We start from the raw sequence: 24911 nt of genomic DNA, 5'->3' as shown, positions 1-24911 counted from the left end.
TATACAAATTGCCTAAATTACGATCAGCAGCTTGGAAAATTTCCACAATAACGGGTGGGTTTTTCTAGGTTTTCATCATAAGACTCCCTAGAATATGGGCACTGGGCGGCGGGTGTTTAAAACTGGCACGCGCCGTGCTAACCACATTGACCGAGTTCATCGCAACTCTCGCACAAAGCAGAGGGCGCTTAATGAAGAAGATTGAAGCCATCATCAAGCCATTCAAGCTTGACGAGGTTAAAGAGGCCCTTCAAGAGATCGGCCTCAAAGGGATTACCGTCACCGAAGCCAAGGGCTTTGGCCGCCAGAAAGGTCACACGGAACTTTACCGTGGCGCTGAATATGTGGTCGACTTCCTGCCAAAGGTGAAGTTGGAAATTGTTGTCGAAGACACGCTGGTAGAGCGTGCAATCGAGGCAATCCAACAGGCTGCGCATACCGGCCGGATCGGCGATGGTAAAATTTTCGTTTCCTCGCTTGAGGACGCGATCCGTATCCGTACCGGCGAACGGGGCAATGACGCGATCTGATCGGTCATTTCATCCCTGCTTGCTGTACGGTCGCTATATTATTGAGTTTTAAAGGGTTGCATCATGTCTGACGCTGCTTCAGTACTTAATTTGATCAAAGAAAAAGGCATCCAGTTTGTGGATCTGCGTTTTACCGATTCCAAAGGTAAATGGCAGCACACTGCACAGGACATCTGCACGATCGACGAAGACGTTTTCGTTGACGGCATTATGTTTGATGGTTCGTCCATTGGTGGCTGGAAAGAAATCAACGAATCCGACATGGTTCTGATGCCCGACCCGTCGACCGCCGTTGTTGACCCGTTTACCGCACAGCCGACCCTGATCATCGTTTGCGACGTTATCGAACCGGCCACCGGCCAGGGTTACGAACGTTGCCCGCGTTCGACTGCGAAACGCGCACTGGCATACATGAAGTCTGCCGGCATTGGTGACACCGCCTATTTCGGTGCAGAACCTGAATTCTTCATGTTCGACGACGTTCGCTGGACCACCGCTGGCGAAGGCATGAGCTATCATCTTGACTCCGAAGAAGGTCCGTACAACACCGGTACCGAATTCGAAGGCGGCAACCGTGGCCATCGCCCGGGACCCAAGGGCGGTTATTTCCCGGTACAGCCGGTTGACTCAGCCAACGATATCCGCGCTGAAATGGTCAACTACATCAACGAAATGGGCGTGCGTTGCGAAAAGCACCACCATGAAGTTGCCCCGTCGCAGCACGAACTGGGTATCGGCTTTGGCACCCTGATCGAACATGCCGACGCAATCCAGATTTACAAATATTGCATCCACATGGTTGCACACCAGTATGGCAAAACCGCCACCTTCATGCCGAAACCGGTTTGGGGCGATAACGGTTCTGGCATGCACACCCACCAGTCGATCTGGAACGAAGGCAAGCCTTTGTTTGCAGGTAACGGCTACGCCGACCTGTCCGACATGGCGCTTTACTATATCGGCGGCATCATTAAGCATGCCAAAGCGCTGAACGCTTTCACCAACCCGACCACCAACAGCTACAAGCGTCTGGTTCCGGGTTTTGAAGCACCGGTTCTGCTGGCATATTCGGCCCGTAACCGTTCGGCTTCCTGCCGTATTCCCTACACCGCGTCGCCCAAGGGCAAACGCGTTGAAATTCGCTTCCCCGATGCGCTTGCCAACCCGTATCTGGCATTCTCTGCCATGCTGATGGCTGGCCTTGACGGCATCGAAAACAAGATCCATCCGGGCGAAGCCATGGACAAGAACCTCTATGATCTTCCGCCGGAAGAACTCAAAGAAGTTCCGACCGTTTGCGCATCCCTGCGTGAAGCCCTTGAAAGCCTTGATAAGGACCGCGAGTTCCTGAAAAAAGGCGACGTGATGACCGACGATTTGATCGAAGCGTACATTAAGTTGAAAATGGACGAAGTGATCCGTTTTGAACAGTCACCGCACCCGGTCGAATTTGATATGTATTACAGCGGCTGATTGATCTTTCAATCACCCTATAAATTGGAAACGCCCGGCATATTGCCGGGCGTTTCTTTTTATCTGCTGCGCCTAAAGCTGGATCGCAGCTCACCTGCTCCCCTTTTAAAACCGTAAGGGCATAAAAATACCCCGTCCGCCTGATGGCAAACGGGGTATCGTCAATTGTGCGGGACAATCAAATATCACGATGCCAAACGCGACCGTCAGTCGTCGTTAAGATCCACATCCATGGCGCCATCATAAACGATATATTGCCCCTTACCGGCCAGCTTCGCCTGATACATGGCCTTGTCGGCCCGGCGCAATTGCTCGCTCATATCGCAAAAGCCGCCATCAAAAACCGAAATCCCGATTGAGGCCCCAATCGGGCAGGTCTTCCCTTCCCAGACATAGGGTTCGGCCATGGCTTTTAAAATATCGCCCGCAATTTTGGTCATTTCGGCAGCACGGCCTTTATTGACAAAAACCATGGTAAATTCATCGCCGCCCAAACGGGCCACTTCATCGGCCCGGCGCCCCACCCGCACCAGACGACGCGCTGTTTCGACCAGCACCCAATCGCCCGCCGCATGGCCCAGCGTGTCGTTCACCTGCTTGAACCCATCCAGATCAAGCAAAAACACCGCCGCCGGGGTTTCGGTGCCGCGCAAAACAGACTCACAATGGTTCAGCTTTTGCATAAACCGCGCCCGGTTGGCCAGCCCGGTCAATTCGTCGTTATTGGCTTTGTTTTGCAATTCGCGCGAGGCCATTTTCTGTTTGGTAATATCAGCCACCCACCACAAAACTGCTTCGCGGCCCTCGAACGGCAACGGCTCTAACGATGTGCGTAACCAGCGGGCTTCCTTGGCCCCGGTCGGGCGAATACGCAGTTCCACATCGTGCAATTCACCCATCGCATCCATTTCAAACAAGCTTTTTTCCCGGTAGCGTTCGGATAACAAAATGCTGTCTGTCGCATCGGTCAGGGGCAGGCTGGCGTCGGTCGGGCTCGCAATGTCATCTGGCAGGTCAAGGGTGCTGCTGTTGACTTCTATGCCCAGCAATTCCACAAAAGTCTGATTGAAAAACAGAAAATTTCCTGTGGCACGATCCGAAATCCCCACGCCAATCGGGGCTTTTTGCAAAATATCGGTCAGGCGTGCCGCCGCCCCCGCCACTTCGGCCTCGGCCTTTTTAAGCGAGGTAATATCAATCAGCGAGCCGATCGTGCCGCCAATGGCCCCGCTGGGGGCTTTAAGGGTAGAGGCCGCGAAAATTGCCGCTCTTGGCGTACCGTCTTCCTGCTCAAAGGTGATTTCATCGCGAATATTGCTTTCGCTTAGCAGCAACGGCTTTTCCTTGCTGTTCATGATGGCATCCAGCATTGCCGGGGCCACATCAGCAGACTTGCGGCCCAAAACCGCCTCAAGCTTGCGGCCAAACAGGTCGGCAAAGGCCGTGTTGCAACGATTGATCACGCCTTCGATATTTTTGACATAAATCGGAATCGGCAGCACATCGATCAGGTGCTGAATAAAAAATTTGTGGTCCGATAAATTGCGCGCCAGGCCTTCGCTGCGTGTAACATCGTGCAACAATAACGCCGTCAGGCCAGAAGGCCCATCAGCCTTGTGCCAGTTAATCCGCACATCACCGACATTAAAAGACGGCAAATCATGCACACCGGGTTTGCCAATTTGCTGCAATGCCTTGCGAACAGCTTCAACACCATCGCTGTCGCTAAAACTGGCCTCGCGCGATAACAATGCCAGGAATTGTTTTAACGCGGTGCCTGCTTTAAGGCCGACCGCAACCTTTGACAGCAATTTTGTCGCCACGGCATTTGCATGCTGAACCGACAAATCGTCTGGTGACAGGAAAATAACACCATCGCGCCCCAGGGCCGCCGTCGCAACAATTTCGGAACTAATCGCCAATGCACATATACGCGCCATCAAGGCGCACTCCCTGTTCAAACGCTGCTGTCATTCACAATCATTTGGGGCGGCATGCATGCCGTGATCGCGTTGTGGGCCCCATATTACTCGCCGGGCTTTTTGCTCACCGGGTTATCTGCCAGATCGATATAACCACGATCAACACAATGTTCGAGTTCCGCACTGGCAACTTTCATTTCTTCATAGGCCTCGCGCAATTGCCGCAATTTCAGCACTTCAGCCTCGGTCGGGTGGTTTGTTTTGCCATCCCCGGCCAGTTTAAAGGCGTAGCGCAAATAGGCCGCGCGCGAATGCGCGACCGACACCATTAGTGGCAAAATCTTTTCAACGGTCAGGTCCGGTATGGCCGGGCTGATCACCTCGTGATTAATTTCCCGGATCACATGTTCCATCGCCATGCGGAAACGGCTTTTTGTACGGCCTGTATCTTCGGTCATGTGCTGTTCCCCCAATGGTTGACAATGCGACAAACCATATATGATTAGTGTTTATTTTACCTGATTCCCGCCGATGACAAAATGCCTAAAGCGGCAATTTTATATGATATTTTACCCCGTCCCGTCCTTTGCAAGGACCAGCGACCTTGCAAAGCGCAATTGCAGGCTTGATAGAGCCCGATTGTCCGGCTAGAGGTTAGGCAACATAAATTTATCCCCCGTAAACATACCGGGGATGCCAAAAGGAACAAAGACAATGGAAGCACGGGTCAAATGGCTTGAAAATCTGACCTTCACCGGCACCAGCGGGTCGGGTCATGGTGTGGTCATGGATGGCAACCGCGAAAGCGGCTTTGGCCCCAGCCCGATGGAGATGCTGTTGCTGGGGGTCGCTGGTTGTTCATCGATTGACGTGGTTCATATTTTGCAAAAAGGCCGCGAAAATATTCTTGATGTTGAAACCGATATCAAAGCCGAACGCGCGGAAACCGACCCCAAGGTTTTCACTAAAATTCACCTGCATTTCAAGGTGCGCGGCGAAAATCTGAACGAAGCAAAAATTGAACGTGCGGTTCATTTATCGGCTGAAAAATACTGCTCGGCATCGATCATGCTGGCAAAGGCCGCCGAACTGACCCACAGTTGGGAATTGCTTGATTAATATCGGCGTGTCGACCGGCACCACGCCAGCCCGTCGATAACACAACATTGATCGCCGATAATGCACGGCAACACGCTATAGTACACGGCATCCCTGTTTCGGATGCCGTTTCTTTTTTGTCCCGGCCACGTGTGATATGACATTATAATACCGTGCTAACATCGTCCTAACATCGCCCCACTGAGCATACGGTTTGCCCGGCCATCACAGGATCCCCTCCGATGCATGTTTTCCGTTCTTTTGTCCGCCCGCAATTTTGCCTTGCCGTCATCGGTTTATGCCTGATTGCCGCCTGCGACAAAGGGCCTGCACGCTTCGAGGCATCGGGCCATGCCATTACCACACCGCAACCCGGCACGCCTTTTTCACAATACATCACCGATAGCGAAACCAAAATTCGCACGGCCCTGCAAGACCTGCGCTATTCCCCCGAACCGCATCCGTTTGATGATTATAGCATCGACGATGCTGTTTCCATGCGTGCGCCCTTTGCAATCGAACCCGATATGCAGGCCTGCCGCCAAAGCGGCAAAACAATTGAAAACGGTGACGGGGTCGGCTTTTTACTGGTCCATGGCCTGTCAGACAGCCCCTATTTAATGAGCGACATTGCAATGTCGCTTCATACCGCCCTGCCCTGTGCAACGCTACATGCCTTATTGCTACCGGGGCACGGAACGGTGCCGGGCGATTTGCGCGATGTTGATGCCTCTGCGTGGCAAGCCACGGTCAAATACGGGCTGGAAAGTTTTGACGACAATATTCGCCATATCATCCCGGTTGGATATTCCATGGGCGCGGCCCTTGTGGTGCGGGCCGCCGAAAACCATCGTAACGATGCCGAATTATCGGCAATGGTTTTGCTATCACCCGGTTTTGGTGCCTATAGCGATCTGGCGTGGCTTACACCCTATATGCGCTATGTAAAACCGTGGGTCGACAAACGCCGCGATCACGATGTTGCGAAATATGAATCCCTGGCGATGAATGCCGCCGCCGAATTTCAGTTGTTAACCGTGCCCTTTGGCGAAAACACCCTGCCGCCCATAACACAGCCGGTTTTCATGGCTGTTAGCTCGGACGACCGCACGATACGCGCCGATCTTGCGGCCCATTTCTTTTGCGGCAAGGTGCAATCTGATGACCGCTATATGATCTGGTATCAGGGCGAAGAAAAAGCCTCGCAAGACCGCCCGCAACCGATTTGCGATGATATTGATGTTGTCACCTCGGCAAACCCCGATTTGCGCACCGTCAACCATGCCCACACCGCCCTGACCATGCGCCCGCAAAACCCGCATTATGGCCTGACGGGCGATTACCGCCGGTGCGACCATTACCGCGAACCTGCCGATTACAAAACCTGCGAAGAAGACAACAAGGACACCATTTACGGCGAAACCAACCTGCTGGAATCGGCAACGCCGGGCACCCTGCGCCGTGGCACCTTTAACCCCGATTTTGATGGCATGATGGGGAAAATGGTTGTTTTCATTCACAAAGCGCTGGAACCCTGAGCCGCCATTTTCGTTTATATATCGTACAGCGCGACCCACGAAATGACAGGTGGGCGTTTATCGCCTTCCCGTGCGCCAGAACCCCGCTCATCCGCCCGTTTTCGGGGCAAACCCGACGAGAAATATTGAATGCCGTTTGAAATTCAGCACTGCCTGTCCCCTGACGGAACAAAATTGCGCTATGGCATTTCCACACCGGAAAATGCCCGCGGGCATATCTTTATATTACAAGGACGCGCCGAGTTTATCGAGCGCTATAGCGAAACCGCACGTGACCTTGCCGCGCGGGGTCTGGGCTGTGTAACATTTGATTTTCGCGGTCAGGGCGGGTCAGCCCGTGAAACGCCGTTTCCTGAAATGGGCTATGTCGGGGACGTTGCCCATTATATTGAAGACGCCACAACCGTTGTTCGCCATGTTCGGCACAAGCACGATATTTCCTGCCCCATGTTAATGACCCATTCCACCGGTGGGCTGGTGGGTATCAATCTGTTATTGGCCAACCCGCAACAATTTTCCTCGGCCCTTATGATCGCGCCGTTTTTTGGCCTGGGTGGCCCCGACTGGATGATAACACTGGCCCGGCTTTTATCGGCCAGCCTGTGTAAATCGGGACTGGATAAAAAATTCCTGCCCGGTCAAAAACTGCTATCGCCCTTGCAACCGTTTAACAGCGATAATCTGCTGACGTCGGATCAAACCCGCTATGAACAAAGCTTCGCCCTGCTTCATAAACAACCCGAACTGATCGTGGGCGGGGTATCGGCAGGGTGGCTTCATGCCTGCTTTCGCGCGCAGGCAATGCTCGATGTGCAAATGGCCGACGCCAATGGCAAAGCCGAAAAAAACCACCAGCCATCATTGCCGCCAACAACCATGATCCTGTCAAGCAATGATCGTGTGGTAAATAATGCCACCACCCGGCGCCTTTTTTCCCGTCATCCACACGTTAACCTGCATGAGATCGCAGGGGCCAGGCACGAAATTTTACAAGAACGCGATGAATTGCGGTTGCAGTTCTGGGACATTTTTGAAAACCACGTCGCCACCCGCCATCCGGGCTGGCACATTGAAAAGCCCGCTGGCAACATTGCGTCCGCCGCCCCCGTTCCCGCAACAGAAACTGCCGATATTTAACTAACAGGCCGGGCTTAACCGCAACGCCAGAAAAATGCCAGAGAGGGAAGGCACTCTTTATTTCCCGGCGAAGCGCGATTTGCGAAAGGCTGTTGGCGTCATTGATTTATGGCGGACAAACTGACGGTTAAAATGCGACAGGTTTTCAAAGCCTGTTTCTTCGGCAACCCGGTAAACCGGCATATCGGACGACAATAACAACGCCGCCGCCCGGCCCAGCCGCAGCCCCATAACATAATCCTGAATGGTGCTTCCCATGTGGGATTTAAAAAAACGGCGCAACGTGCGTTCGCTCATGCCCATTTCCCCGGCCAATTGTGTTGCGGCCAGCGGGCGGGCGTAACTGGCATGCAAAAGATCCAGAACCCGGCCCAGCCTTGTGGCTTCCTTGCGCGGCGGTGCCCCGGCATCAAACCGCGCCGATGCCAGCGGCATCACGGTTTGCGCCCGCGTTAATATCCCCAGAACTTCGAGCAATAACACTAGCTGGCCCGTAGGGGGGCCGCTGTCAAACCGGGGCGTCAAAGTGGCGATCTGACGCGCTGTTTCGCTATCAAAAACAGCCCCGCGCCGCGCCATGTGCAAAACCGGCACCAGGGGCGCCAGTTCCGGCATCGTTGCGCATATTGTGTCGATCCAGTCCGATGAAAACCAGAACACAAAAGCCTGATGCGGGACCGTCCCAATGGCTTTGTTGTCGTTGTTGCTTTCGTTATCACTATCAAATGCCGGGGGTGCGACCTCAACGCCGCTGGCGGGATGACTGCCGTTCGGGAAGACCGCCATTTGAACCGGTGCATCGGCATTGGCGGAATGCCAGGTATGGGGCAAATTTGGCCCCAGCAAAACCAGATCCTCATGACGGTAATCGCCAATGTGATCCCCGACATAACGACGCCCGGCGCTGTTAATTGTCAGGGTCAGTTCATATTCGGGGTGATAATGCCATTCAAACGGAATGGCAGGCAGTTGCCGGTGCAGGCCCCGCCATGACCGATCCGGTGCGATTTGCACATGTTCAAACAGTAATTTCACTTTTCGGCACCTTTTAACCCCCGATTGTCCGAATAGTATCAGAAATCGTCCGCTATGTCAGTGGGCAGCCGCATCGGCTCCACTTTAGAATGGCTCTATGACAACAAGCCATAACTGGCATATCCAAGACCGGAGGACCCCATGACCATAACCGCCCCCCCTGCGCAACCCGACATATCTAGCCAAACATCGCGTCCTGTCGTTGCCCCTGCCGTTACCATGTCGCCCCACGCGGACCGGCCCGGCAATGCCTCTGTCGGGTCGATTAACGGGCCGCAATTGCGCGATATGGAAAAATCATTGCCATTGCGGGTCCTCACCCCCGGTGATTTTGCCCATTGGCAACGGTTTGGCTATGTGGTGGTGCGCAATGCAGTTTCGCGCACCCAAGCGACCGCAACGGCCGATTTCCTGTGGGAATTTCAGGAGATGGACCCGAAAAACCGCGAAACATGGGCGCGGCCGCAGCTGCGTGACCATGCAATGAAGGAATTGAATAATTCCGGCATGGTCGAGGCTTATCATCATCAGACAATGTGGGATAACCGCCAGTCCCCGCGTATTTATGATGCCTTTGTCGATATCTGGGATCGCACAGACTTATGGGTATCGATTGACCGCGCCAACCTTAACACCCCCAATATCGGCAGTCGGTCCTTTGACGGTTTTATTCACTGGGATGAAGATACCAGTGCCCGGCCATTACCGATCAATGTGCAAGGTGTGCTGTCGCTGGCCGATACCACCGACGAAACTGGCGGCTTTCAATGCATTCCCGAACTGTTCCAGCATTTTGCACGCTGGCTTGAAACCGCCCCGGCAGACCGCAACCCGTTTCGCCCGGATATGGATAACATGCGCTATCCGTGTCATCGCATCCCGATGCAGGCAGGCGATTTGTTAATTTTCAACAGCTTGCTGGCCCATGGCATTCGCGCAAACCGTTCCTCAACGGCGCGTATTGCTCAATATATATCAATGGCACCGGCATCTCCGGCCGATAGCGAACTGGCAGACTGGCGGGTTCAAAGCTGGGACCAGCGCCTGCCCGCCCGGGGCCACGCATTTCCCGGCGACCCGCGCAACTGGGAACAAACCCGCTATGAACGGGCCAAGCTAACCCCGCTCGGCGAAAAGATTTTGGGCAAAACGAGCTGGTAACAATGCGCAGAAATATATTCTGATGGCGCTATTATTCAACTTGTTCTAGCTCTTTAAATCGGGAATTATCACAATAAAGATGAGGTCGCCAGCAACAATCTGGCGACCTCGTTTTTTCTTACATCCGGTTTAACAGCTTATACCGCGCACCAAAGGGCAGCTTTGGTTTCGCCATCAACATAGGCGGCCTCGATAGCGGTTTTGGTGATGCCGCGCAATTCTTCGGCACTAAAGCCAAACACGTCCTGCGCGCGCTGATATTCCTCGGCCAGTGTGGTATGGAAAAAGGGCGGGTCATCTGACCCCAGGGTTAGCTTGACACCGGCATCATAAAGCTTGCGCAACGGATGGCTGGCGTAATCGGGGTAAACCGACAGGGCAATATTTGACCCCGGGCAGACTTCAAGAACGATGCCACGTTTGGCCAGTTCATCCACCAGTTTACTGTCTTCGATCGAGCGCACCCCATGGCCGATACGGTCCACCGGCAAATGATCAATCGCATCCCAAACGCTTTGCGGGCCCTGTACTTCACCAGCATGGGTGGTGCAGCCCAGCCCGGCATCGGCCGCAATTTTAAAGGCAGGGTAAAAATCCTTTTGGTGAAACATGCTTTCATTGCCGCCCATGCCAAATCCGACCACATGGGGGTGTCGGCATGCCACCGTTTCGCGCGCAACATCAACGGCCATTTCCGGGCCGAGATGACGCACACAGGTCATGACAATCCGGCCAATAATCCCGGTTTGGGTATAGGCTTGGTCGATACCCTCGGCCACGGACAGCAAATGGTCATCAAACGATAAACCCTGCAAGGCTGCGTGAGATGGCGAACAAAACAGCTCGACATATAAAGCACCAATTTTGGCTTGTTCCACCAGATAGTGGCAGGTCAGATCGGTATAGTCCTGCCGGGTTCGCAAAACATTGCTTGCGGCATCAAAACTGGCCAGAAATTGCGGAAAATCAGCCCAGATATAGCCGTCATCGGCATCAAAAAGCCCATCGGGCAGCGCAATCTGGTTCCGCGTGGCAAACCGCCGCACCAGTTCCGGGGTTAACGCCCCTTCCAGATGCAAATGCAGTTCGGCCTTGGGCAGGGTCAATGTCATAAAGGCTCCCGTTATCACGCTGTGAATGGCAATATATGTTGCATAACAGGTAATCATTTGCGCCCGTAATTTGAAGCAAATTCGCAAAGGCATGCAAAACAACCGGTTCGATGTCTCGAACCGGTTGTAAAGATGTCTGGATTTGCGTTATGTAAGATCAGGCTGCCTGAATGCGACGTTTTGACGATTTTCCACCATCATCATCACCACCGGCAAGGGCGGCTAGCGGGCCAATAAAGGGCTCAAACCGTTGCCATTTATCTATCGATTCAGCATTGATCGGTCGACGCACCTGCATCAAGCTGGCGGTTTTTGCAGCCTGACGGCTGCGATAAAACTCAAGACATTCCGCCTGCCAGTCCAGCCCGCAATGGGCCAACAAACGCGGCGCAATCGTGTCGGGGTCGGCCACCAGTTCTTCATAGGATAAATGAAAAATCTGGCCGGTGTCATCGGTCCGGGCGAAAGCTGCCATGATTTTTTCATAGCGCTGATAATAATCCGCCAGATCCTGCAAATCGTCGGCAAAACGGATCGGATTGGCAAACGGCGTGGTATAAATCGACAGGCAGGTTGCCAGCGGATGGCGCATGCAATGAATGATCGGCACATCGGGGAAGACCTTGCGAAGCTGACCGATCCGCAGGAAATTCGCCGGAGTTTTATTGGCCACCATCCGGGCTGCTGGCGCATAACCAGCCATCGCTGCCAGATATTTCTGGCGAATAGCACGGGCGGCTTTTGGGGTAATGCGTTCCATTTGCTCCGCAATTGTGCCAACGCCAACCACTTCGGCCACCGCACGGGCAAAATCGCCGACTTCACCAGCCGGATAAACGTCGCTATGCGCACCAACAATACGCTCGGTCAAGGTCGTGCCTGATCGCGGCAAACCGACAATAAACACCGGCTTTGGCGATAATGGATCATCTGCACCGGCAAGGTCGGCCAGGATCTCTTCGGGCGATCCGGCCTGGCGGCTGGCAAAATCGGCTTCGCTTAGCGCGATGATATGGTCAATTTCAGATGCTTCCTGTATGCCGTCATAGGCCTGCATTGCCCGATGGGCAGCGTGGCCTTTTTGATACCAGCCAAATGCCGTTTGAAAATCCTGTTGGACTTCCGCAGTCCGGGCCAGTGCAAAGGCGGCATTATAGCGATGCAGGCCATGTTGCGCCGTGTCGTCATGGATTTTTTCCAAAAACGGCAAGGCCGTTTCCGGCATCGCTTGCGGGCGCAAAAAGGCCACCACCAGATAAGGCTGGGTGTTGGTTTCGTTATGATTTTCGATCAGGTCAAGGCTGTTGCAAACAGCCGGGTCAACTTTGCCGGTCAGGGCCTGGGCCGCAATTTGATTATGGCGCAGCGTCATATCGTCAGGTGTCTTTGCCACCATCTTTTCATACAGGGCAAGGGCCTTGTCGACCATTTCGACGCGCACATAAAGCTGCGCCAAGACGTGCTGGCTTTGGGCATAGCGGCCAAAATTTGGCGGAATGGATTCCAGCAAATCAACCGCCCGCAACAAATCTGGCGAATAGGTCGGTGCTATCGACATCCACTTGTCATGCTCGATCATCACGTTGGCCAGATATTCGGCAAACAACGGCTGATTACGATTTTGACGATGCAGTTTTTCAGCCAGCGTCGTTAATGAATGGTAGTCACCTGTTGCACGTGCAAAAGCGATAAGATTTTGCAGAACCATACCGATATGATGATCACTTGCCGGCACGCTTTGCACCAGCTTTGACAACCGGGGAAAGGCCCGGCGCGGATGCGTGCCACGAAGTTCGGCAACGCTTGTCATTAATTGCAATTCAACGTTCTTTGGGTGGGTTCGGACAAGTTTGGCACCAATGGCCGCTGCCTTGTCAAATTCCCTTGCTGCCATCGCCTGCTTCATTGGCGACAGCGGATCTTTTTGCATTTGCTTCATATCAATATCCCGAAGCATTTCGGACCGTGGTGACATTCCCCCCAGAATTCCCCGGTACAATCATGACCATAAGTCATTTATATTGCAATGCACAGCCCAAAAAGCAGTCAGGTCGCTCATAAAGCCTATAAAAAAGACACGCCCGGCTGCAAATCAGCCGAGCATGTCATAAAAAAGACTTGCTATTTCAGGTTTATTTACAAAGGCGTCTGAAAACGGGCCCGTTTACGCGACATGATATTTTTTGATGCCAAAAGCGCCCCGCCAACAATTAACAGACATCCCCATATTACAACCGGGCTGGCAGGTGCACGCCCAAACAGGATCAAAATTACGGTTGAAAGCAAGGGTGCCGCATAGGCCGACACCCCCAATACCTGAATATCGCCATGCTTGGTACCGTAATCCCACACAAAAAACGCCGCCCCGACCGGCCCCAAACCCAAACCGGCAATCGCCAGCCATTGCACTGCATCGGGCATGACCCAGCTTTCAAGCAACAAATGGGTTATACCCCCCAAAATTGCAGCCCCACCGCAAAACCCGCACACAGCTTCAACCGGCACGGCCCGATACCGGCGGTTTAAAACTGAATAGCCAGACCACAAAATTGAACAGGCCAATGCCGCAGCATATCCTGCGCCATAGGCGGGATTAAACGTAAAGCCCTGCCCTTTGCTAACCAGCAGGGCAGCGCCGCCTAAGCCACACAGCGCCCCGCCAACATGGTACCAGCGCAGTTTTTCACCGGGCAAAAATGCCGAAAAAAGCACAATGAATAACGGCCATAAATACGCGATCAGGCTGGCATCGACAGCAGGCGCATTGGCAAGGGCCACAAAATAGAAAAAATGATAGCCAAATAACCCGCCGACAGACAAAACCCACGCCCCGACCGGTTGGCGCAACGCCCCAAAGGCACTGGGACCTTTGCGAGCAATCCACATCGCACTAAAAACCGTCGCCACGCCAAAACACAGACTGACCAGCTCAAAGGGCGGGATCGATTTTACCAATGTGGTGAACAATGCCAGCAATGCCCACAGTAAAACGGCGATGGTGCCAATCAGGGTTGCTTTGGTTTTAGAGTCTTGCGCAGTCATTATGAGATTCCAATATCGCCATATGTTGCGCAACATTAACCCGCAATCAAAACGCCGTCTTTGCCCAAACTCCTGTTCTGGAACCATCAAGAACGTAACGGCACATCGTCGCGGGGAAAACCGACGAAAAACCGGGCAGATCACGAAGGACAATCACATATCGCTCAGTGCTGGCGACATTGTTTACGAAACTGACCGGGGGCACAGGCAAAACGCCGCGAAAACGCCCGGGAAAAGGCGGCCTGGTCTTGAAACCCGACCTGGCGGGCAATATCGGCAATGCTTTCGCTGTTGTTTGCAGTCGCTAATAAATCCCGCCCGCAATCCAGCCGTGTTAATCCCAGCCACCGCATCGGCGCACACCCGACATAGCGCTCAAACGCCGCAAATAACGCACTTTCCGACAAGGCGGCAATTTGCGCCATTTGCGCCACGCTGACAGGTTCATTCAAACGGGCCGCCGCCCACTCCATCACGCGCAGCAACCGGGGAGGGATCGCCCCAACAGCATTTGCACCATATCGCCTTCCCCCATCACGCCCGGCATGGCGCAATAAATCGGCCAGAAAGGCCAGAACCGGCGGATGGGGCGGGCGATGGTTCAATGAAACAGCATTATATGACTTTGATGGCGACGGTCCCGGCGACAAGAACAAGGGCAATGTCGGCGTTGTTGGCACGTCCCGATCCGGCGGCAACACTGGCCTTGATCGTGGTCTTGCCCCCAACAGGGTTTCAAGTTCGCCAAGGCGCACATCATGGGTAATGGATAAATAGGCCCCGCCCCCCGCGCGCTGCCATAGTTGCTCGATCCCGGCCTGTGCTGCCAGATTGGCATCCAGATCAATTACCAAAAACCGGTTCATCCCCTGCGCACGATAAGCATGGCGCGCCCCGGCGGGCACAAAGGCAATCTGCCGTCCGCGCACTTCGCCCCCGGCCCCCTCAACATCGAGATCAAGCACGCCATGATGCGAAACAATGATCTGGTGAAAATCATCGTGGCTGTGTGACAGGGTTTCAGAGCGATAATTGCGAAAACTGAGCGACATTTATGTCCTGTTTGCAGGCAGGGTGTATGACAGCTTATTATGGCGCACCAAATGGCGCTGGCAACAGCCATTCCCCCATAAAACCGATAATCTGCGCCCCCATGCCCCCACACACTATTTTGTGATTAATCAACCCGCCTGTTTGAAACGTATCTGAAACAGGAACATATACAAACAGGTGCAAAACCGGTTGGGGCCCTTACCCTGCCCGGCTTATAACTCCAATGAAAAGAATTCGTACGTCATGCAGGCAACATCACGGAATCAAAACCATTGGCAACGCTATGTCATTGCCATGGCGGGCATGGCGACCATCGATTTTTGCTTTACCGGCGCCTATGTCGCAATTTCGGGCAATGCCGATGTGCTGGGACGCGCGATTGGCCTTAATATCGCGATCCTGATTATTTTAAACGGCGTGGGGGCGGCCTGCCTGTTTCGTCCCATTGCGGGCGCCATTACGTGCCTTGCCGCCGGCACCCCGGCACGCCTTGCCATTGCCACCCGAAGGCTGCGTCGCCTGCATTTATATTCAGCGATCTGGGCCTTTTGTGTCGGGCTGATTTATTGTGCCGCGGCCTTTGGCAGTGGCGTTTTTCTAATTACACCACAGCCGGAAATTCCCGGTGCGCCATTGGAAATACGCCTGTTCGCCGGTTTCTGGTTCAGTTTTGCCTATGCCACCCATTTTGCGGTTTATGCCTATTTCGCGGCACTGGACCGCAGCGAAACCGTTAAACGGCATATGTTTGAAAACTGGCAGGTGCGGTTTTACCCCGGCCGGGCCACCATTGGCCCGCGTCTGGCAATCGTATTTCTGGTGCTAACCCTGGTATCATCAGTCGCGATTTTGTTTGATTTAACGTTGTTTGTCGATATCCGGGCATCGCAGGGCCTTTCAACCCAGCAAGCCGTCATGCTTGATGTGATAGCAACCGAAACCGCCGCCATCCTGTGCCTGTTTTTCATCAGCCGCACGCTGACGCGCCCGATACGGTTTTTGCGCGACGCCATGCGCAAAATCAGCCAAGGCGATTTTACGGCGCGCAGCCCGATTGCCAGCGACGATGAAATCGGCCAGCTGGCTTATGAATTTAACCATATGGCCGCAGGCCTTGCCGAACGCGAACAAATGCGCCGCGCATTTGAGCGTTATGTCAGCCGCGATGTGGTTGAACTGGCAATGGACCGCGAAAACAGGGGCGACCCGCGTGCCGCTGGCGAATTGCGTTTTGCCACCGTGATGTTTTGCGACATCAGCGATTTTACCTCGCTGTCGGAAAATCTGGCCCCGCAACAGGTCATCAGCCTGCTTAATGATTATTTTGACAAGGTAAATGCCCCGATCCGCGATCAGGGTGGCATTGTTTTAAATTATGTTGGTGATGCCTTACACGCGGCGTTTAACATTCTGCATGATGACCCAAACCATGCCCTGCATGCCGTGCGCGCCGCCCTTGCCATTCGCCATGTTACCCGCCACACCCGGTTTGGCGGCAGCCACCTTATGAAAACCCGGATCGGCATTCATTCCGGGCCGGTGGTGGCGGGGCCGGTCGGGTCAGGGGATCGTATTGATTTCACCATTCAGGGCGATACCGCCAATCTGGCATCAAGGCTGGAAAACCTGAACAAGGAAACCAATACCGAAATCCTGATCAGCAAAACCACCCGCGATTTAATTACAAGCGCAGATAGCCAATCCCACACCATATCGTTCATTGATCTGGGCACCCATGCCATTCGCGGGCGAAAGTCGGAAATTGATCTGTTCACACTGGGGGATGCCGCCGACCCGGCATAGGCGCGAAACCGGCCCGCCCCCTAGTTGGGCATTTTACCGATCAGGTGCCGGTTTTTGCAAAATGGCGCATCCGGCTTTCTATCGCGTCCGGCCCGCAAAACGTGTCGTCGGTTATAATCTGGCGATAGCGCGCCGGGGACACGCCCACAATATTGCCAAAGCGCGTGGTTAAATGCGCCTGACTGGAAAAACCGCACGCATGGGCAATATCGGCAAGGGCGCGGCCCCCGTCGCCCAGCATGGCACGCGCCTGCAAAATCCGCTGGCGCAATACAAACTGATGCGGGGCCTCGCCCAGAGTGGCCCGAAACATGCGCGAAAAATGAAAAACCGATAACCCGGCAATGCTTGCCAGCTCATCAAGCGTAATCGCCTGTTCCAGATTGGCGGCAATATAGTCAACAACCCGGCGGCGCACCACACCCGAAAGCCCACCGCGCACCCCTGTCACATTCGGGCGCTGCACGGTATATTGTGCTAACAAATGCCCCAACAGCCAATGCCCGGCCGACGACATTACCAACCGGTCCGCCGGGGCATTCCAGTCCAGCGGCAAAATCACATCTCGCACCATTTGCTCGACCGCCGGGTCCAGACAAAAGATTTTTTCGGCCAGTTCTATCCCGGCGGGGTCAACATCCAGGGTTTCAATAACCGCGCGGTTCCATGCGGCGACCGGAATGTATAAATGAAACAGCTCCACCTGGCCGCGCACCATCCAGTCTGACGATATATGGGCAGGCATGATACAAACCCGCCCCGGCCCGCCACCAGATAACGGTACGCGGCCCTGCTGGCGCGAAATACCGGTGCCGCCGGCTAAATACAGGCTTAGCGTATGGTGATCGGGGTTTTCATAGCGGCTGTGCACATGCACATTGCGCCGCCAGTGTGCGGCCGAAATGGCATCGCCAAAATCGCCCACCGACACCAGATCGGCATCACGTTTCAATTCGTTATAAACGGTATAATGCTGGTAACGCTGTATCGTCATTTAATGCAAAATGCCTTGGCAAAAGCGGGGATATCTATCCAGATTATCATATTTGCATTGCCATGCCCTGTTTGACCAGCCTTCCCTCTGCCCCGGTGCGTTGCCAATGCGTTTTTGCGCAAGATTGTGAAAAACACCGCAATATCGTGAAAGCCGCGCCCGCCAATCACGGCTATAACACCGGCCCCCAATGATTTTGCGAAAGTTGCCGCCATGACCGCCGCCCTGTTTGCCATTGTGACCCTGTGCTGGGGATTTACCTGGTATGCGATCAAATTACAGATCGGTTCCATACCGATTGAAATTTCAATTTTCTACCGTTTTGGTCTGGCTGCCCTGGTGCTGGCGGCGGGCATGGCGATTACCGGGCGGATCAGGCCGGTGCCGTGGCGCGCCCATCCGTGGATATTTCTGCTGGGTTGTGGCTTGTTTGGCATCAATTTTATCTTGATGTACACGGCGTCCTCCTACATCGCCAGTGGCATCATCGCGGTTTTATTCACCACATCCACCATCTTTAACGCATTGGGTAACTGGGTATTTTACGGCCAGCGTCCCGGCTGGCGCTTTGTTGGCGGGGCGGTTTTGGGGCTGGGCGGTATTGTCTGTTTGTTTGCCAACCAACTGGCCACATTATCGCACAATGCCGCCGCCATCACCGGCATGGCCTGCGCCCTTGGTGGAACCGCAGTTTTTGCATCAGGCAATATGGTATCGGTCAAACTGCATAAAATGGGCGTTCCCACCCGCGATGCCGTGGTGCGCGGCATGGCCTATGGCGCGGCATTGTTGCTGGTGTTTTCCTTTATTCGCGGCGAAACGCTCGTGCTGCCGACCGACCCTTATTATATCGGCGGGCTGCTTTATCTGGCCATTCCCGGCTCTATCGTTGCGTTTCTGGCCTATCTGGCACTGGTTAACCGGGTGGGGGCGGGCAAGGCCGCCTATGTCACGGTGTTGTTTCCCGTTGTCGCCTTAACGGTTTCAACCTTTCTCGAAGGGTATGTCTGGACGGCCACCGGGGCGGCGGGCCTGGCCCTGATTTTGCTGGGAAACATCACCATTTTCGCCCGCTTTCCGACCCGCAACCGCAAAGAAGCTGCCCCGCGCATTGCCCAATAACGGCTCCCACAGCGACCTAACCGTGACGTCCGAAGATGGCGAGCAGTGCGAATTTTAAAACCATATCCTTCCGGCATAACCGCAAGCCCGCCGATCTGGCGCTTGCATATGCCGGAAGGAACCCAAAATGGCCCCCGTCGCTGTTGCTGAAAAATCCAGTATTTGCCAAACATCCCTGCCGCCAGAACCGGCTTTCCAAACCCGAGCAAATGCCGACAGCCGGCAAAAGCACATGGGCGGATTCCTGCACGCTCTAAACCGCTTTTTCGACCGCTTGACACGCCGCCTTAGCGTGAAAAAACGCCCCCTCGCCATCAAAGACATGACCGATCATCAGCTTGCCGATATCGGTTTGCGCCCACGGGGAGATTATTATGCCCGCGCGCGCCATTCGCATCCGCACTGGATGATCTAACCCGTTTTGCCAAGCGATGTTTTATCGTTGCTATGGCGCGAACGCGGCGCGGCACGGACCGCAATGACAATAAAATGACAGAGTCCGAATATGGCGAGCCAGTAAGGGACAAACCACCTATGCTCCGCGCCAACAAATGCTTCCCAACATGCCGGAGCCCCCATGACCAAACCGATAATACCTGCCCCCACACATAACGCCACCGCACCCGGCCCGGCACCATTACCGGCACAACATGCAACAGCCGCCGCCGGGCCAAAGATGGATGGCGTCAGCTGGGCTATTTTGCTGGTGTTATCGCTGTTATGGGGCGGATCATTTTTCTTTACCGAAATTGCCCTGCGCGATTTGCCACCTTTTACGCTGGTGCTGGCCCGGGTGGCGCTGGCATCGGTTATTTTATGGCTGGTGATTGCCGCGCGCCGCATTCAATTGCCGCGATCACGCGCAATCTGGATCAGTTTTTTGATCATGGGGCTGTTAAACAACCTGGTGCCCTTTTCCCTGATCGTCTGGAGCCAAACCTATATCGCCAGCGGCCTTGCCGCCATTTTAAACGCGACAACACCGCTTTTTACCCTGCTGATTGCCCATATCGCCACCGATAACGAAAAACTGTCGGCCCGCAAGATCACCGGTGTGGTTACCGGTTTTATCGGTGTTTTAATTGTTACCGGCATTCCGGCATTGGGCGCGATAAACCCGGCAGCAAATATTCCCGGCGATGAAGGATTATCGCTTGCCGCGATTGCGCCATTTGCGGTGTTAATTGCGGCACTTTCCTATGGCTGTGCCGGTGTTTTTGGCCGCCGGTTTAAAAACACCCCGCCGATTGTAACCGCCGCGGGCCAAACCACCGCAAGCAGCCTGATGCTGGTTCCCCTTGTGTGTCTGGTTGATGCGCCGTGGACATTGCCCTTTCCCACCCTGCCAACATGGCTGGCCGTCGTGGGAATTGCCAGCGTTAGCACCGCGCTGGCCTATATCCTGTATTTCAAGTTGCTGCGCCGTGCAGGGGCCAGCAACCTGGCACTGGTGACGTTCCTTATTCCGGTCAGCGCAATTTTGCTGGGGTTTTTCTTTCTTGGCGAGGCGCTTGCGGCCAACGACATTGCCGGGATGCTGATCATTGGCGTGGGCCTTGCCATCATTGATGGTCGGCCCTTGGCCGGGCTGCGCCACCTTGGCAAATCGCTAACGCGATAGCCCGCTGCACAATGCCTCGCGGCACTTTTGCAACCACGCCCTGTTGCATTCGCACGGCCCCAATGGTTGACAGGCCCTGCCACGCGCATGATATTTCTCCATCATATCCTCATGACCGATTCAGCCACCTCGCATAACCGGCCTGGTCTGGATCCGTACAATCCGGCACGGAGAATTTTGTGACTGAATGCGAAAAATGCGACGTCTTGCCCCTGCCTTTGCCCCGCGAAGGACGGCTTTATTTATGGCCGCCGGTAAAACATTCGGCGGGCAAGGTCATTGCGCAAATTCGCAAGATCGGGCATCAGGTCACCGCCAGCGACAGCCTGTCGACCCTCCATACCGATTTTCCGCAAGACGGGCTGGCCGATCTGGTGCAATCCGTGCTTGATGTTTTACAACCCGAAGAAGCCGCCAATACCAAAGCCCTGATCATGGACAGCCCGACCGCACCGGGAATTGACGATTTCAGCCGGGCCACCTCGCTTGATGCCCTTCATGCCCGCATCGGTGCCAGCTGGTTAACCGGCGTTTTACGCAAAAACCGCTTACGCTCGGTTTTTCAGCCTATTTTTGCCATCGACAACCTTTCGGTTCCCCATGCCCATGAATGCCTGATCCGCGCGGTGGATGATGAAGGCGGCATGATATCGCCCGACCGATTGTTTGGCGCGGCGAAATCGGCCGATTTGCTGTTTCAGCTGGATCGTGCAGCGCGTGCGGCCAATGTGCGCAATGCCTTTGCCGCCGGAATTGACAATGTCTTTATCAATTTCACACCGTCCTCGATTTACGACCCAAATTCCTGCTTGCGATCCACCATTCAGGTGGTGAATGAATGCGGGTTTGATCGTAGCAAGGTGGTGTTCGAGGTCATCGAAACCGACAAGGTCAGCAGTGTCAGTCATTTGCGCGGGATTTTAGAATCCTACCGCGCGTCAGGTTTTCGCGTCGCCCTTGATGATGTCGGATCGGGCTATTCGACATTGAATATGCTGTCACAATTACGCCCCGACATTATCAAAATCGACCGCGAGCTTATTGATGGCGTTGATCAGGACATTTACAAACAGGCCATCGTCAGCAAGCTGATCGACCTTGCCAAACAGATTGGCATCGAAGTGGTTGCCGAAGGCATTGAACGCCAGCAGGAACTTGATTTCCTGATCGACCGAGGCGTCGACTTTGTTCAGGGATTTTTGTTAGGTCGTCCGGCAGCAAAGCGGTTTGAGGCAGCAGCATAAATATCGGGCAATCTGCCATTGTGCACGCCATCAAAACGTAAGGGGCTTTTCCAATTGAAAGGCCCTTTTGTTTTAGAACAAATCAATTGCCTGTGCTTTTCGCTATAGACGCATCATCGGGTAATTTGCGCACAAGGGGCAGTTTTATTCCCCAAAACAACCCGCACCCGTTATAAACCGCGCAACCCGAAGCATTATTTGCCTTTCAACCGGCCCGCAAAACACCGGCCGCACCGCACGAGGACCCGATGAGCGACGTACAAGACAGCAATGGCACGGAATTAAACGACGGCGATTCCGTTACCCTGATCAAAGATCTGAAAGTTAAGGGCACCTCGACCACCCTGAAACGTGGCACCGTGATGAAAAACGTCCGGCTGACCAACAAGGACAGCGAAGTGGAATGCCGCAACGGCAAAACCACTATCGTCTTGAAGACCGAATTTCTGAAAAAAGCCTGACCTGCCTTCAGGTTTTCAGCCAGAACAGGACGACCCGCGCAGCCGTTAAACCTGCGCACGGTCGTCCTTTTTGTTTCCGGCACTTTTTTGCTGTTGAAATAACACTCATCCGCCCCGCATTTTGCGGGCAATTTCGCGGCGCGCCATCGCAGCGGGCAGGCGCAAGGCGATGTCGAGTTGTTCTCGCGTCAGGCCGGTCACATCCCCCCGGACCATGTCATCAAGCCGTTCAATCTGGCGGATCTTTATCCGGTCCAGACGGTTGGCTTGACAGGCATTATAAAACCGCCCCAGCCACACGAAGATGCGGCCAAAACGGGTGTTGTTATCGCGGGTGCTACGGGCCGTATTTTGCGCACTTAACGTCGAACTGGTCATTAAAACCTCCTGTGTTTCAACCACCATGCCGCACCGCTATTGATTAAACAAACGAGAAGATCTAACCTTATCTATGAGGAAAACTCAAAAGGATAAGGTGATGTCTGCTCTGCCCCAACCCCGGACCCCGTCTCAGACCCCGTCCCCGTCTCACTCCCCGGCGCAGCTTCCAACCCTGCCCAGTCTGGATCTTGATCTGGCGCGCACCTTTGTTGCCATTTGTGAAACCGGCAATTTCTCGCGCGCAGCCCAACAGGTCCATCGCAGTGCATCGGCGATCAGCCTTCAGGTTAAAAAACTTGAAGAAATGGTCGGACGCGAGCTTTTTTACCGCGAAACCCGCAAAGTCCGCATGACCAGCGATGGCGAAATGCTGCTGGGGTATGCGCGCCGGTTGCTGCGGCTCAATGACGAAGCCTTTTCAAAATTTCTGAACCCGCAATTTCAAGGGCGGGTTCGGCTGGGCGCGCCCAACGATAACGGCATCGTCGCCATGCCCGAAATTTTGCATCGCTTTGCCGCCACTCATCCCCATGTCGAGGTCGATGTTCACCTTGGCCCCACGCTTAGCCTGCGCAAGCGCATTGCCGCGGGCGAGCTTGATATTGCGATTTTCAGTTTCAATGCCGAGCTTGACAGCCAAAGCCCCATTCATGTTGAACCGCTGGTCTGGCTGGGCGCGCGCAATGGTACTGCGCGCGACAAACGCCCGCTGCCCGTGGCACTGGCCGAACCGGGCTGTTACTGGCGGGCGATGGCGCTTAAATCGCTTGACGATGCAGGGCTGAATTACCGCATTGCCTATACCAGCGAATTTTGCCAGGCCCAGATCGCCGCCGTGCGGGCCGACCTTGCGATTGCACCGCTGCCGATCAGCGTTATTTCCGATGATCTGGTTCATTTAAGCCATGCCCATGGCCTGCCCGATCTCGGCGAATACCGCATGACCCTTGCCAAACGCGAAGGGTCCGGCCCGGTGGAAGATGCCCTTGCCGAACATGTGGTGGCCGGGTTTAAAACCATTGCCGAACGCGGCATGCGCCTGTTTGCCTGATTTTTGCGCCAAAACCCAAGGCCCGGCAGGCTGGTCTGGCACATCACGGCGGAGCCGCGACGTGCCATCACCCACCCACCGGCTTCTCAGGCACCTCCGGCCCACCGACCCTTGATTGTCATTTACGATTATCAGGCAAAATAATCGCTGTTCCGCATATCATCTCGCAAACCGGGGCCTGTTGGCTGCCAACCCAGATTTTGGCAGGTCTTTGCATTTGATGCGCGAAGGTTGATCGCGGCAAAATGGCTGAACCATGTGAAATATTCGCCAATTTCGTCACCCGAAACACTTTTCACCGGCAGGTTCAGGCCTGCGCCAATTGCCGTTGCAATGTCCTTGAACGGAATGTTGCTTTCGCCCACGGGATGATAGACCGGCAAACCATCGCCGGTTTCAATCGCCAGGCGATAGGCCTTTGCTGCATCAAAACGATGCACCGCAGACCAGGAATTTTGCCCGTCGCCGATATAGGCCGCCATGCCCTTTTCGCGCGCCATACCAATCAGGATCGGCACAAAACCATGATCCCCCTTGCCATGAACCGACGGCGGCAACCGCATCAGTGATGCCTTAACTCCTTTATCCATCAAGGCCCGCGTCGCATGTTCCGAGCCCGCACGCGGCGATGCATCGTTAACCTTGGTATCCTCGTCTACCACCCCGTTAGATGCCAGCAAGCCAATGCCCGATGTCACAATCATTGGCCGGGTGGAGCCCGCCAGCACCTCGCCCATTGCCGTAATGGCATGGCGGTCATTTTCGCAGTTTTCAGCAAATTTGGAAAAATCATGATTAAAGGCAGTGTGAATAACGGCGTCACACCCCTCAACCCCGGCCCGCAAACTATCAAGGTCCGTCACATCGCCACGATGCACCACCGCATCGGTTTTTGCCAATAGCTGCGCCGATGCATCGGACCGCACCATGCCCAGCACATCATGCCCGGCGCTCAGCAATTCCTGCACCACGGCAGACCCCACAAAGCCCGTCGCTCCTGTTACAAATACCCGCATTATATTCTCCTGCCTCGCACTCAACATTGTTCATTGTCCGGGCAATTGCTTGCCCTGCTTTATGCATAATAGGCGATGGCGCGCGGACGAACTATGCGCTAAACTCTGCATTATATT

Annotated in this window: 23 protein-coding genes; 13 read left to right on the top strand and 10 right to left on the bottom strand. The window is 54.5% G+C overall.

Features of this window, described 5'->3' with window-relative positions; all coding sequences use genetic code 11:
- Positions 1–191 precede the first annotated feature (191 nt).
- Positions 192–530 (top strand): P-II family nitrogen regulator, encoded by a 339-nt coding sequence (locus tag TMES_RS15690; protein ID WP_007091888.1) that lies wholly within the window; start codon positions 192–194, stop codon positions 528–530.
- A 63-nt stretch (positions 531–593) separates the two neighbouring features.
- On the top strand, positions 594–2003 hold the full coding sequence (gene glnA, locus TMES_RS15685; RefSeq protein ID WP_085584219.1) for a type I glutamate--ammonia ligase: 1410 nt from the start codon (positions 594–596) through the stop codon (positions 2001–2003).
- 206 nt (positions 2004–2209) lie between these two features.
- On the opposite strand, the gene TMES_RS15680 is transcribed toward glnA, so the two are convergent.
- Complete coding sequence (locus tag TMES_RS15680; RefSeq protein ID WP_085584217.1) at positions 2210–3943, bottom strand: sensor domain-containing protein; 1734 nt, start codon at positions 3941–3943, stop codon at positions 2210–2212.
- An 86-nt stretch (positions 3944–4029) separates the two neighbouring features.
- Positions 4030–4383 carry a hypothetical protein gene (locus tag TMES_RS15675; protein ID WP_085584215.1) on the bottom strand — a complete coding sequence of 118 codons (354 nt, stop codon included), beginning with the start codon at positions 4381–4383 and terminating at the stop codon, positions 4030–4032.
- A gap of 256 nt (positions 4384–4639) precedes the next feature.
- Between TMES_RS15675 and TMES_RS15670 the strand changes: the two genes are divergently transcribed.
- The 3 genes from TMES_RS15670 (at position 4640) to TMES_RS15660 (ending at position 7698) form a co-directional block, all read left to right on the top strand.
- A complete protein-coding gene (locus TMES_RS15670) occupies positions 4640–5044 on the top strand; it encodes an OsmC family protein (protein ID WP_085584213.1) in 405 nt (134 codons plus the stop codon).
- 221 nt (positions 5045–5265) lie between these two features.
- Positions 5266–6561, top strand: a complete 1296-nt coding sequence (locus TMES_RS15665) for an alpha/beta hydrolase (RefSeq protein ID WP_085584211.1) — start codon at positions 5266–5268, stop codon at positions 6559–6561.
- A 129-nt stretch (positions 6562–6690) separates the two neighbouring features.
- Positions 6691–7698, top strand: coding sequence for an alpha/beta fold hydrolase (locus tag TMES_RS15660; protein ID WP_085584209.1), 1008 nt, complete (start codon positions 6691–6693; stop codon positions 7696–7698).
- A 57-nt stretch (positions 7699–7755) separates the two neighbouring features.
- Here the strand turns inward: TMES_RS15660 and TMES_RS15655 are convergent, their stop codons facing one another.
- On the bottom strand, positions 7756–8733 hold the full coding sequence (locus tag TMES_RS15655; RefSeq protein WP_085584207.1) for an AraC family transcriptional regulator: 978 nt from the start codon (positions 8731–8733) through the stop codon (positions 7756–7758).
- Between the two features lie 141 nt (positions 8734–8874).
- On the opposite strand from TMES_RS15655, the gene TMES_RS15650 reads away from it, so the two are divergent.
- Positions 8875–9894 carry a phytanoyl-CoA dioxygenase family protein gene (locus TMES_RS15650; protein ID WP_245835478.1) on the top strand — a complete coding sequence of 340 codons (1020 nt, stop codon included), beginning with the start codon at positions 8875–8877 and terminating at the stop codon, positions 9892–9894.
- A gap of 137 nt (positions 9895–10031) precedes the next feature.
- Here the strand turns inward: TMES_RS15650 and TMES_RS15645 are convergent, their stop codons facing one another.
- The 4 genes from TMES_RS15645 to TMES_RS15630 all read right to left on the bottom strand — a co-directional run bounded on the left by TMES_RS15645 (position 10032) and on the right by TMES_RS15630 (position 15100).
- Positions 10032–11006 (bottom strand): adenosine deaminase, encoded by a 975-nt coding sequence (locus TMES_RS15645; protein WP_085584294.1) that lies wholly within the window; start codon positions 11004–11006, stop codon positions 10032–10034.
- Positions 11007–11163: 157 nt separating this feature from the next.
- Positions 11164–12945, bottom strand: a complete 1782-nt coding sequence (locus TMES_RS15640; protein ID WP_158091248.1) for a tetratricopeptide repeat-containing sulfotransferase family protein — start codon at positions 12943–12945, stop codon at positions 11164–11166.
- 197 nt (positions 12946–13142) lie between these two features.
- A complete protein-coding gene (yddG, locus tag TMES_RS15635; protein ID WP_085584203.1) occupies positions 13143–14048 on the bottom strand; it encodes an aromatic amino acid exporter YddG in 906 nt (301 codons plus the stop codon).
- A gap of 164 nt (positions 14049–14212) precedes the next feature.
- Complete coding sequence (locus tag TMES_RS15630) at positions 14213–15100, bottom strand: AraC family transcriptional regulator (protein ID WP_085584200.1); 888 nt, start codon at positions 15098–15100, stop codon at positions 14213–14215.
- A gap of 244 nt (positions 15101–15344) precedes the next feature.
- On the opposite strand from TMES_RS15630, the gene TMES_RS15625 reads away from it, so the two are divergent.
- Complete coding sequence (locus TMES_RS15625; RefSeq protein ID WP_085584198.1) at positions 15345–16904, top strand: adenylate/guanylate cyclase domain-containing protein; 1560 nt, start codon at positions 15345–15347, stop codon at positions 16902–16904.
- Between the two features lie 40 nt (positions 16905–16944).
- On the opposite strand, the gene TMES_RS15620 is transcribed toward TMES_RS15625, so the two are convergent.
- Positions 16945–17898 (bottom strand): AraC family transcriptional regulator, encoded by a 954-nt coding sequence (locus TMES_RS15620; protein ID WP_085584196.1) that lies wholly within the window; start codon positions 17896–17898, stop codon positions 16945–16947.
- 213 nt (positions 17899–18111) lie between these two features.
- Here TMES_RS15620 and TMES_RS15610 point away from each other — a divergent pair, with 213 nt between their 5' ends.
- The 5 genes from TMES_RS15610 (at position 18112) to TMES_RS15590 (ending at position 22346) form a co-directional block, all read left to right on the top strand.
- Positions 18112–19020, top strand: a complete 909-nt coding sequence (locus TMES_RS15610) for a DMT family transporter (RefSeq protein WP_085584192.1) — start codon at positions 18112–18114, stop codon at positions 19018–19020.
- A gap of 127 nt (positions 19021–19147) precedes the next feature.
- The gene (locus tag TMES_RS15605) at positions 19148–19435 is read left to right on the top strand and encodes a DUF1127 domain-containing protein (RefSeq protein ID WP_085584190.1); all 288 of its coding nucleotides are present in this window, start codon (positions 19148–19150) and stop codon (positions 19433–19435) included.
- Between the two features lie 162 nt (positions 19436–19597).
- Complete coding sequence (locus TMES_RS15600; protein WP_085584188.1) at positions 19598–20641, top strand: EamA family transporter; 1044 nt, start codon at positions 19598–19600, stop codon at positions 20639–20641.
- 179 nt (positions 20642–20820) lie between these two features.
- A complete protein-coding gene (locus TMES_RS15595; protein WP_085584186.1) occupies positions 20821–21885 on the top strand; it encodes an EAL domain-containing protein in 1065 nt (354 codons plus the stop codon).
- A 248-nt stretch (positions 21886–22133) separates the two neighbouring features.
- On the top strand, positions 22134–22346 hold the full coding sequence (locus TMES_RS15590) for an alkylphosphonate utilization protein (protein ID WP_085584184.1): 213 nt from the start codon (positions 22134–22136) through the stop codon (positions 22344–22346).
- A 105-nt stretch (positions 22347–22451) separates the two neighbouring features.
- Here the strand turns inward: TMES_RS15590 and TMES_RS15585 are convergent, their stop codons facing one another.
- Positions 22452–22724 carry a hypothetical protein gene (locus TMES_RS15585; RefSeq protein WP_085584182.1) on the bottom strand — a complete coding sequence of 91 codons (273 nt, stop codon included), beginning with the start codon at positions 22722–22724 and terminating at the stop codon, positions 22452–22454.
- A gap of 100 nt (positions 22725–22824) precedes the next feature.
- Here TMES_RS15585 and TMES_RS15580 point away from each other — a divergent pair, with 100 nt between their 5' ends.
- The gene (locus tag TMES_RS15580) at positions 22825–23778 is read left to right on the top strand and encodes a LysR substrate-binding domain-containing protein (RefSeq protein ID WP_085584180.1); all 954 of its coding nucleotides are present in this window, start codon (positions 22825–22827) and stop codon (positions 23776–23778) included.
- A 131-nt stretch (positions 23779–23909) separates the two neighbouring features.
- Here TMES_RS15580 and TMES_RS15575 read toward each other — a convergent pair whose 3' ends face one another.
- On the bottom strand, positions 23910–24794 hold the full coding sequence (locus TMES_RS15575; protein WP_085584178.1) for an SDR family oxidoreductase: 885 nt from the start codon (positions 24792–24794) through the stop codon (positions 23910–23912).
- Positions 24795–24911 lie beyond the last annotated feature (117 nt).

The sequence above is a fragment of the Thalassospira mesophila genome (assembly GCF_002115755.1).
GTDB lineage: Bacteria > Pseudomonadota > Alphaproteobacteria > Rhodospirillales > Thalassospiraceae > Thalassospira > Thalassospira mesophila.
The sequence above is the reverse complement of the archived record's forward strand: the minus strand, read 5'-3'. Positions and strand labels throughout refer to the sequence as shown.

Bases quoted from the DNA above. Each gene is read 5' to 3' on its own strand.
- TMES_RS15645 (WP_085584294.1), bottom strand. From the start codon at position 11,006: ATGACATTGACCCTGCCCAAGGCCGAACTGCATTTGCATCTGGAAGGG.
- TMES_RS15660 (WP_085584209.1), top strand. From the start codon at position 6,691: ATGCCGTTTGAAATTCAGCACTGCCTGTCCCCTGACGGAACAAAATTG.
- TMES_RS15670 (WP_085584213.1), top strand. From the start codon at position 4,640: ATGGAAGCACGGGTCAAATGGCTTGAAAATCTGACCTTCACCGGCACC.
- TMES_RS15625 (WP_085584198.1), top strand. From the start codon at position 15,345: ATGCAGGCAACATCACGGAATCAAAACCATTGGCAACGCTATGTCATT.
- TMES_RS15610 (WP_085584192.1), top strand. From the start codon at position 18,112: ATGACCGCCGCCCTGTTTGCCATTGTGACCCTGTGCTGGGGATTTACC.
- TMES_RS15630 (WP_085584200.1), bottom strand. From the start codon at position 15,100: ATGTCGCTCAGTTTTCGCAATTATCGCTCTGAAACCCTGTCACACAGC.
- glnA (WP_085584219.1), top strand. From the start codon at position 594: ATGTCTGACGCTGCTTCAGTACTTAATTTGATCAAAGAAAAAGGCATC.
- TMES_RS15575 (WP_085584178.1), bottom strand. From the start codon at position 24,794: ATGCGGGTATTTGTAACAGGAGCGACGGGCTTTGTGGGGTCTGCCGTG.
- TMES_RS15620 (WP_085584196.1), bottom strand. From the start codon at position 17,898: ATGACGATACAGCGTTACCAGCATTATACCGTTTATAACGAATTGAAA.
- TMES_RS15600 (WP_085584188.1), top strand. From the start codon at position 19,598: ATGACCAAACCGATAATACCTGCCCCCACACATAACGCCACCGCACCC.
- TMES_RS15605 (WP_085584190.1), top strand. From the start codon at position 19,148: ATGGCCCCCGTCGCTGTTGCTGAAAAATCCAGTATTTGCCAAACATCC.
- TMES_RS15590 (WP_085584184.1), top strand. From the start codon at position 22,134: ATGAGCGACGTACAAGACAGCAATGGCACGGAATTAAACGACGGCGAT.
- TMES_RS15665 (WP_085584211.1), top strand. From the start codon at position 5,266: ATGCATGTTTTCCGTTCTTTTGTCCGCCCGCAATTTTGCCTTGCCGTC.
- TMES_RS15580 (WP_085584180.1), top strand. From the start codon at position 22,825: ATGTCTGCTCTGCCCCAACCCCGGACCCCGTCTCAGACCCCGTCCCCG.
- TMES_RS15585 (WP_085584182.1), bottom strand. From the start codon at position 22,724: ATGACCAGTTCGACGTTAAGTGCGCAAAATACGGCCCGTAGCACCCGC.
- TMES_RS15640 (WP_158091248.1), bottom strand. From the start codon at position 12,945: ATGAAGCAAATGCAAAAAGATCCGCTGTCGCCAATGAAGCAGGCGATG.
- yddG (WP_085584203.1), bottom strand. From the start codon at position 14,048: ATGACTGCGCAAGACTCTAAAACCAAAGCAACCCTGATTGGCACCATC.
- TMES_RS15675 (WP_085584215.1), bottom strand. From the start codon at position 4,383: ATGACCGAAGATACAGGCCGTACAAAAAGCCGTTTCCGCATGGCGATG.
- TMES_RS15690 (WP_007091888.1), top strand. From the start codon at position 192: ATGAAGAAGATTGAAGCCATCATCAAGCCATTCAAGCTTGACGAGGTT.
- TMES_RS15650 (WP_245835478.1), top strand. From the start codon at position 8,875: ATGACCATAACCGCCCCCCCTGCGCAACCCGACATATCTAGCCAAACA.
- TMES_RS15680 (WP_085584217.1), bottom strand. From the start codon at position 3,943: ATGGCGCGTATATGTGCATTGGCGATTAGTTCCGAAATTGTTGCGACG.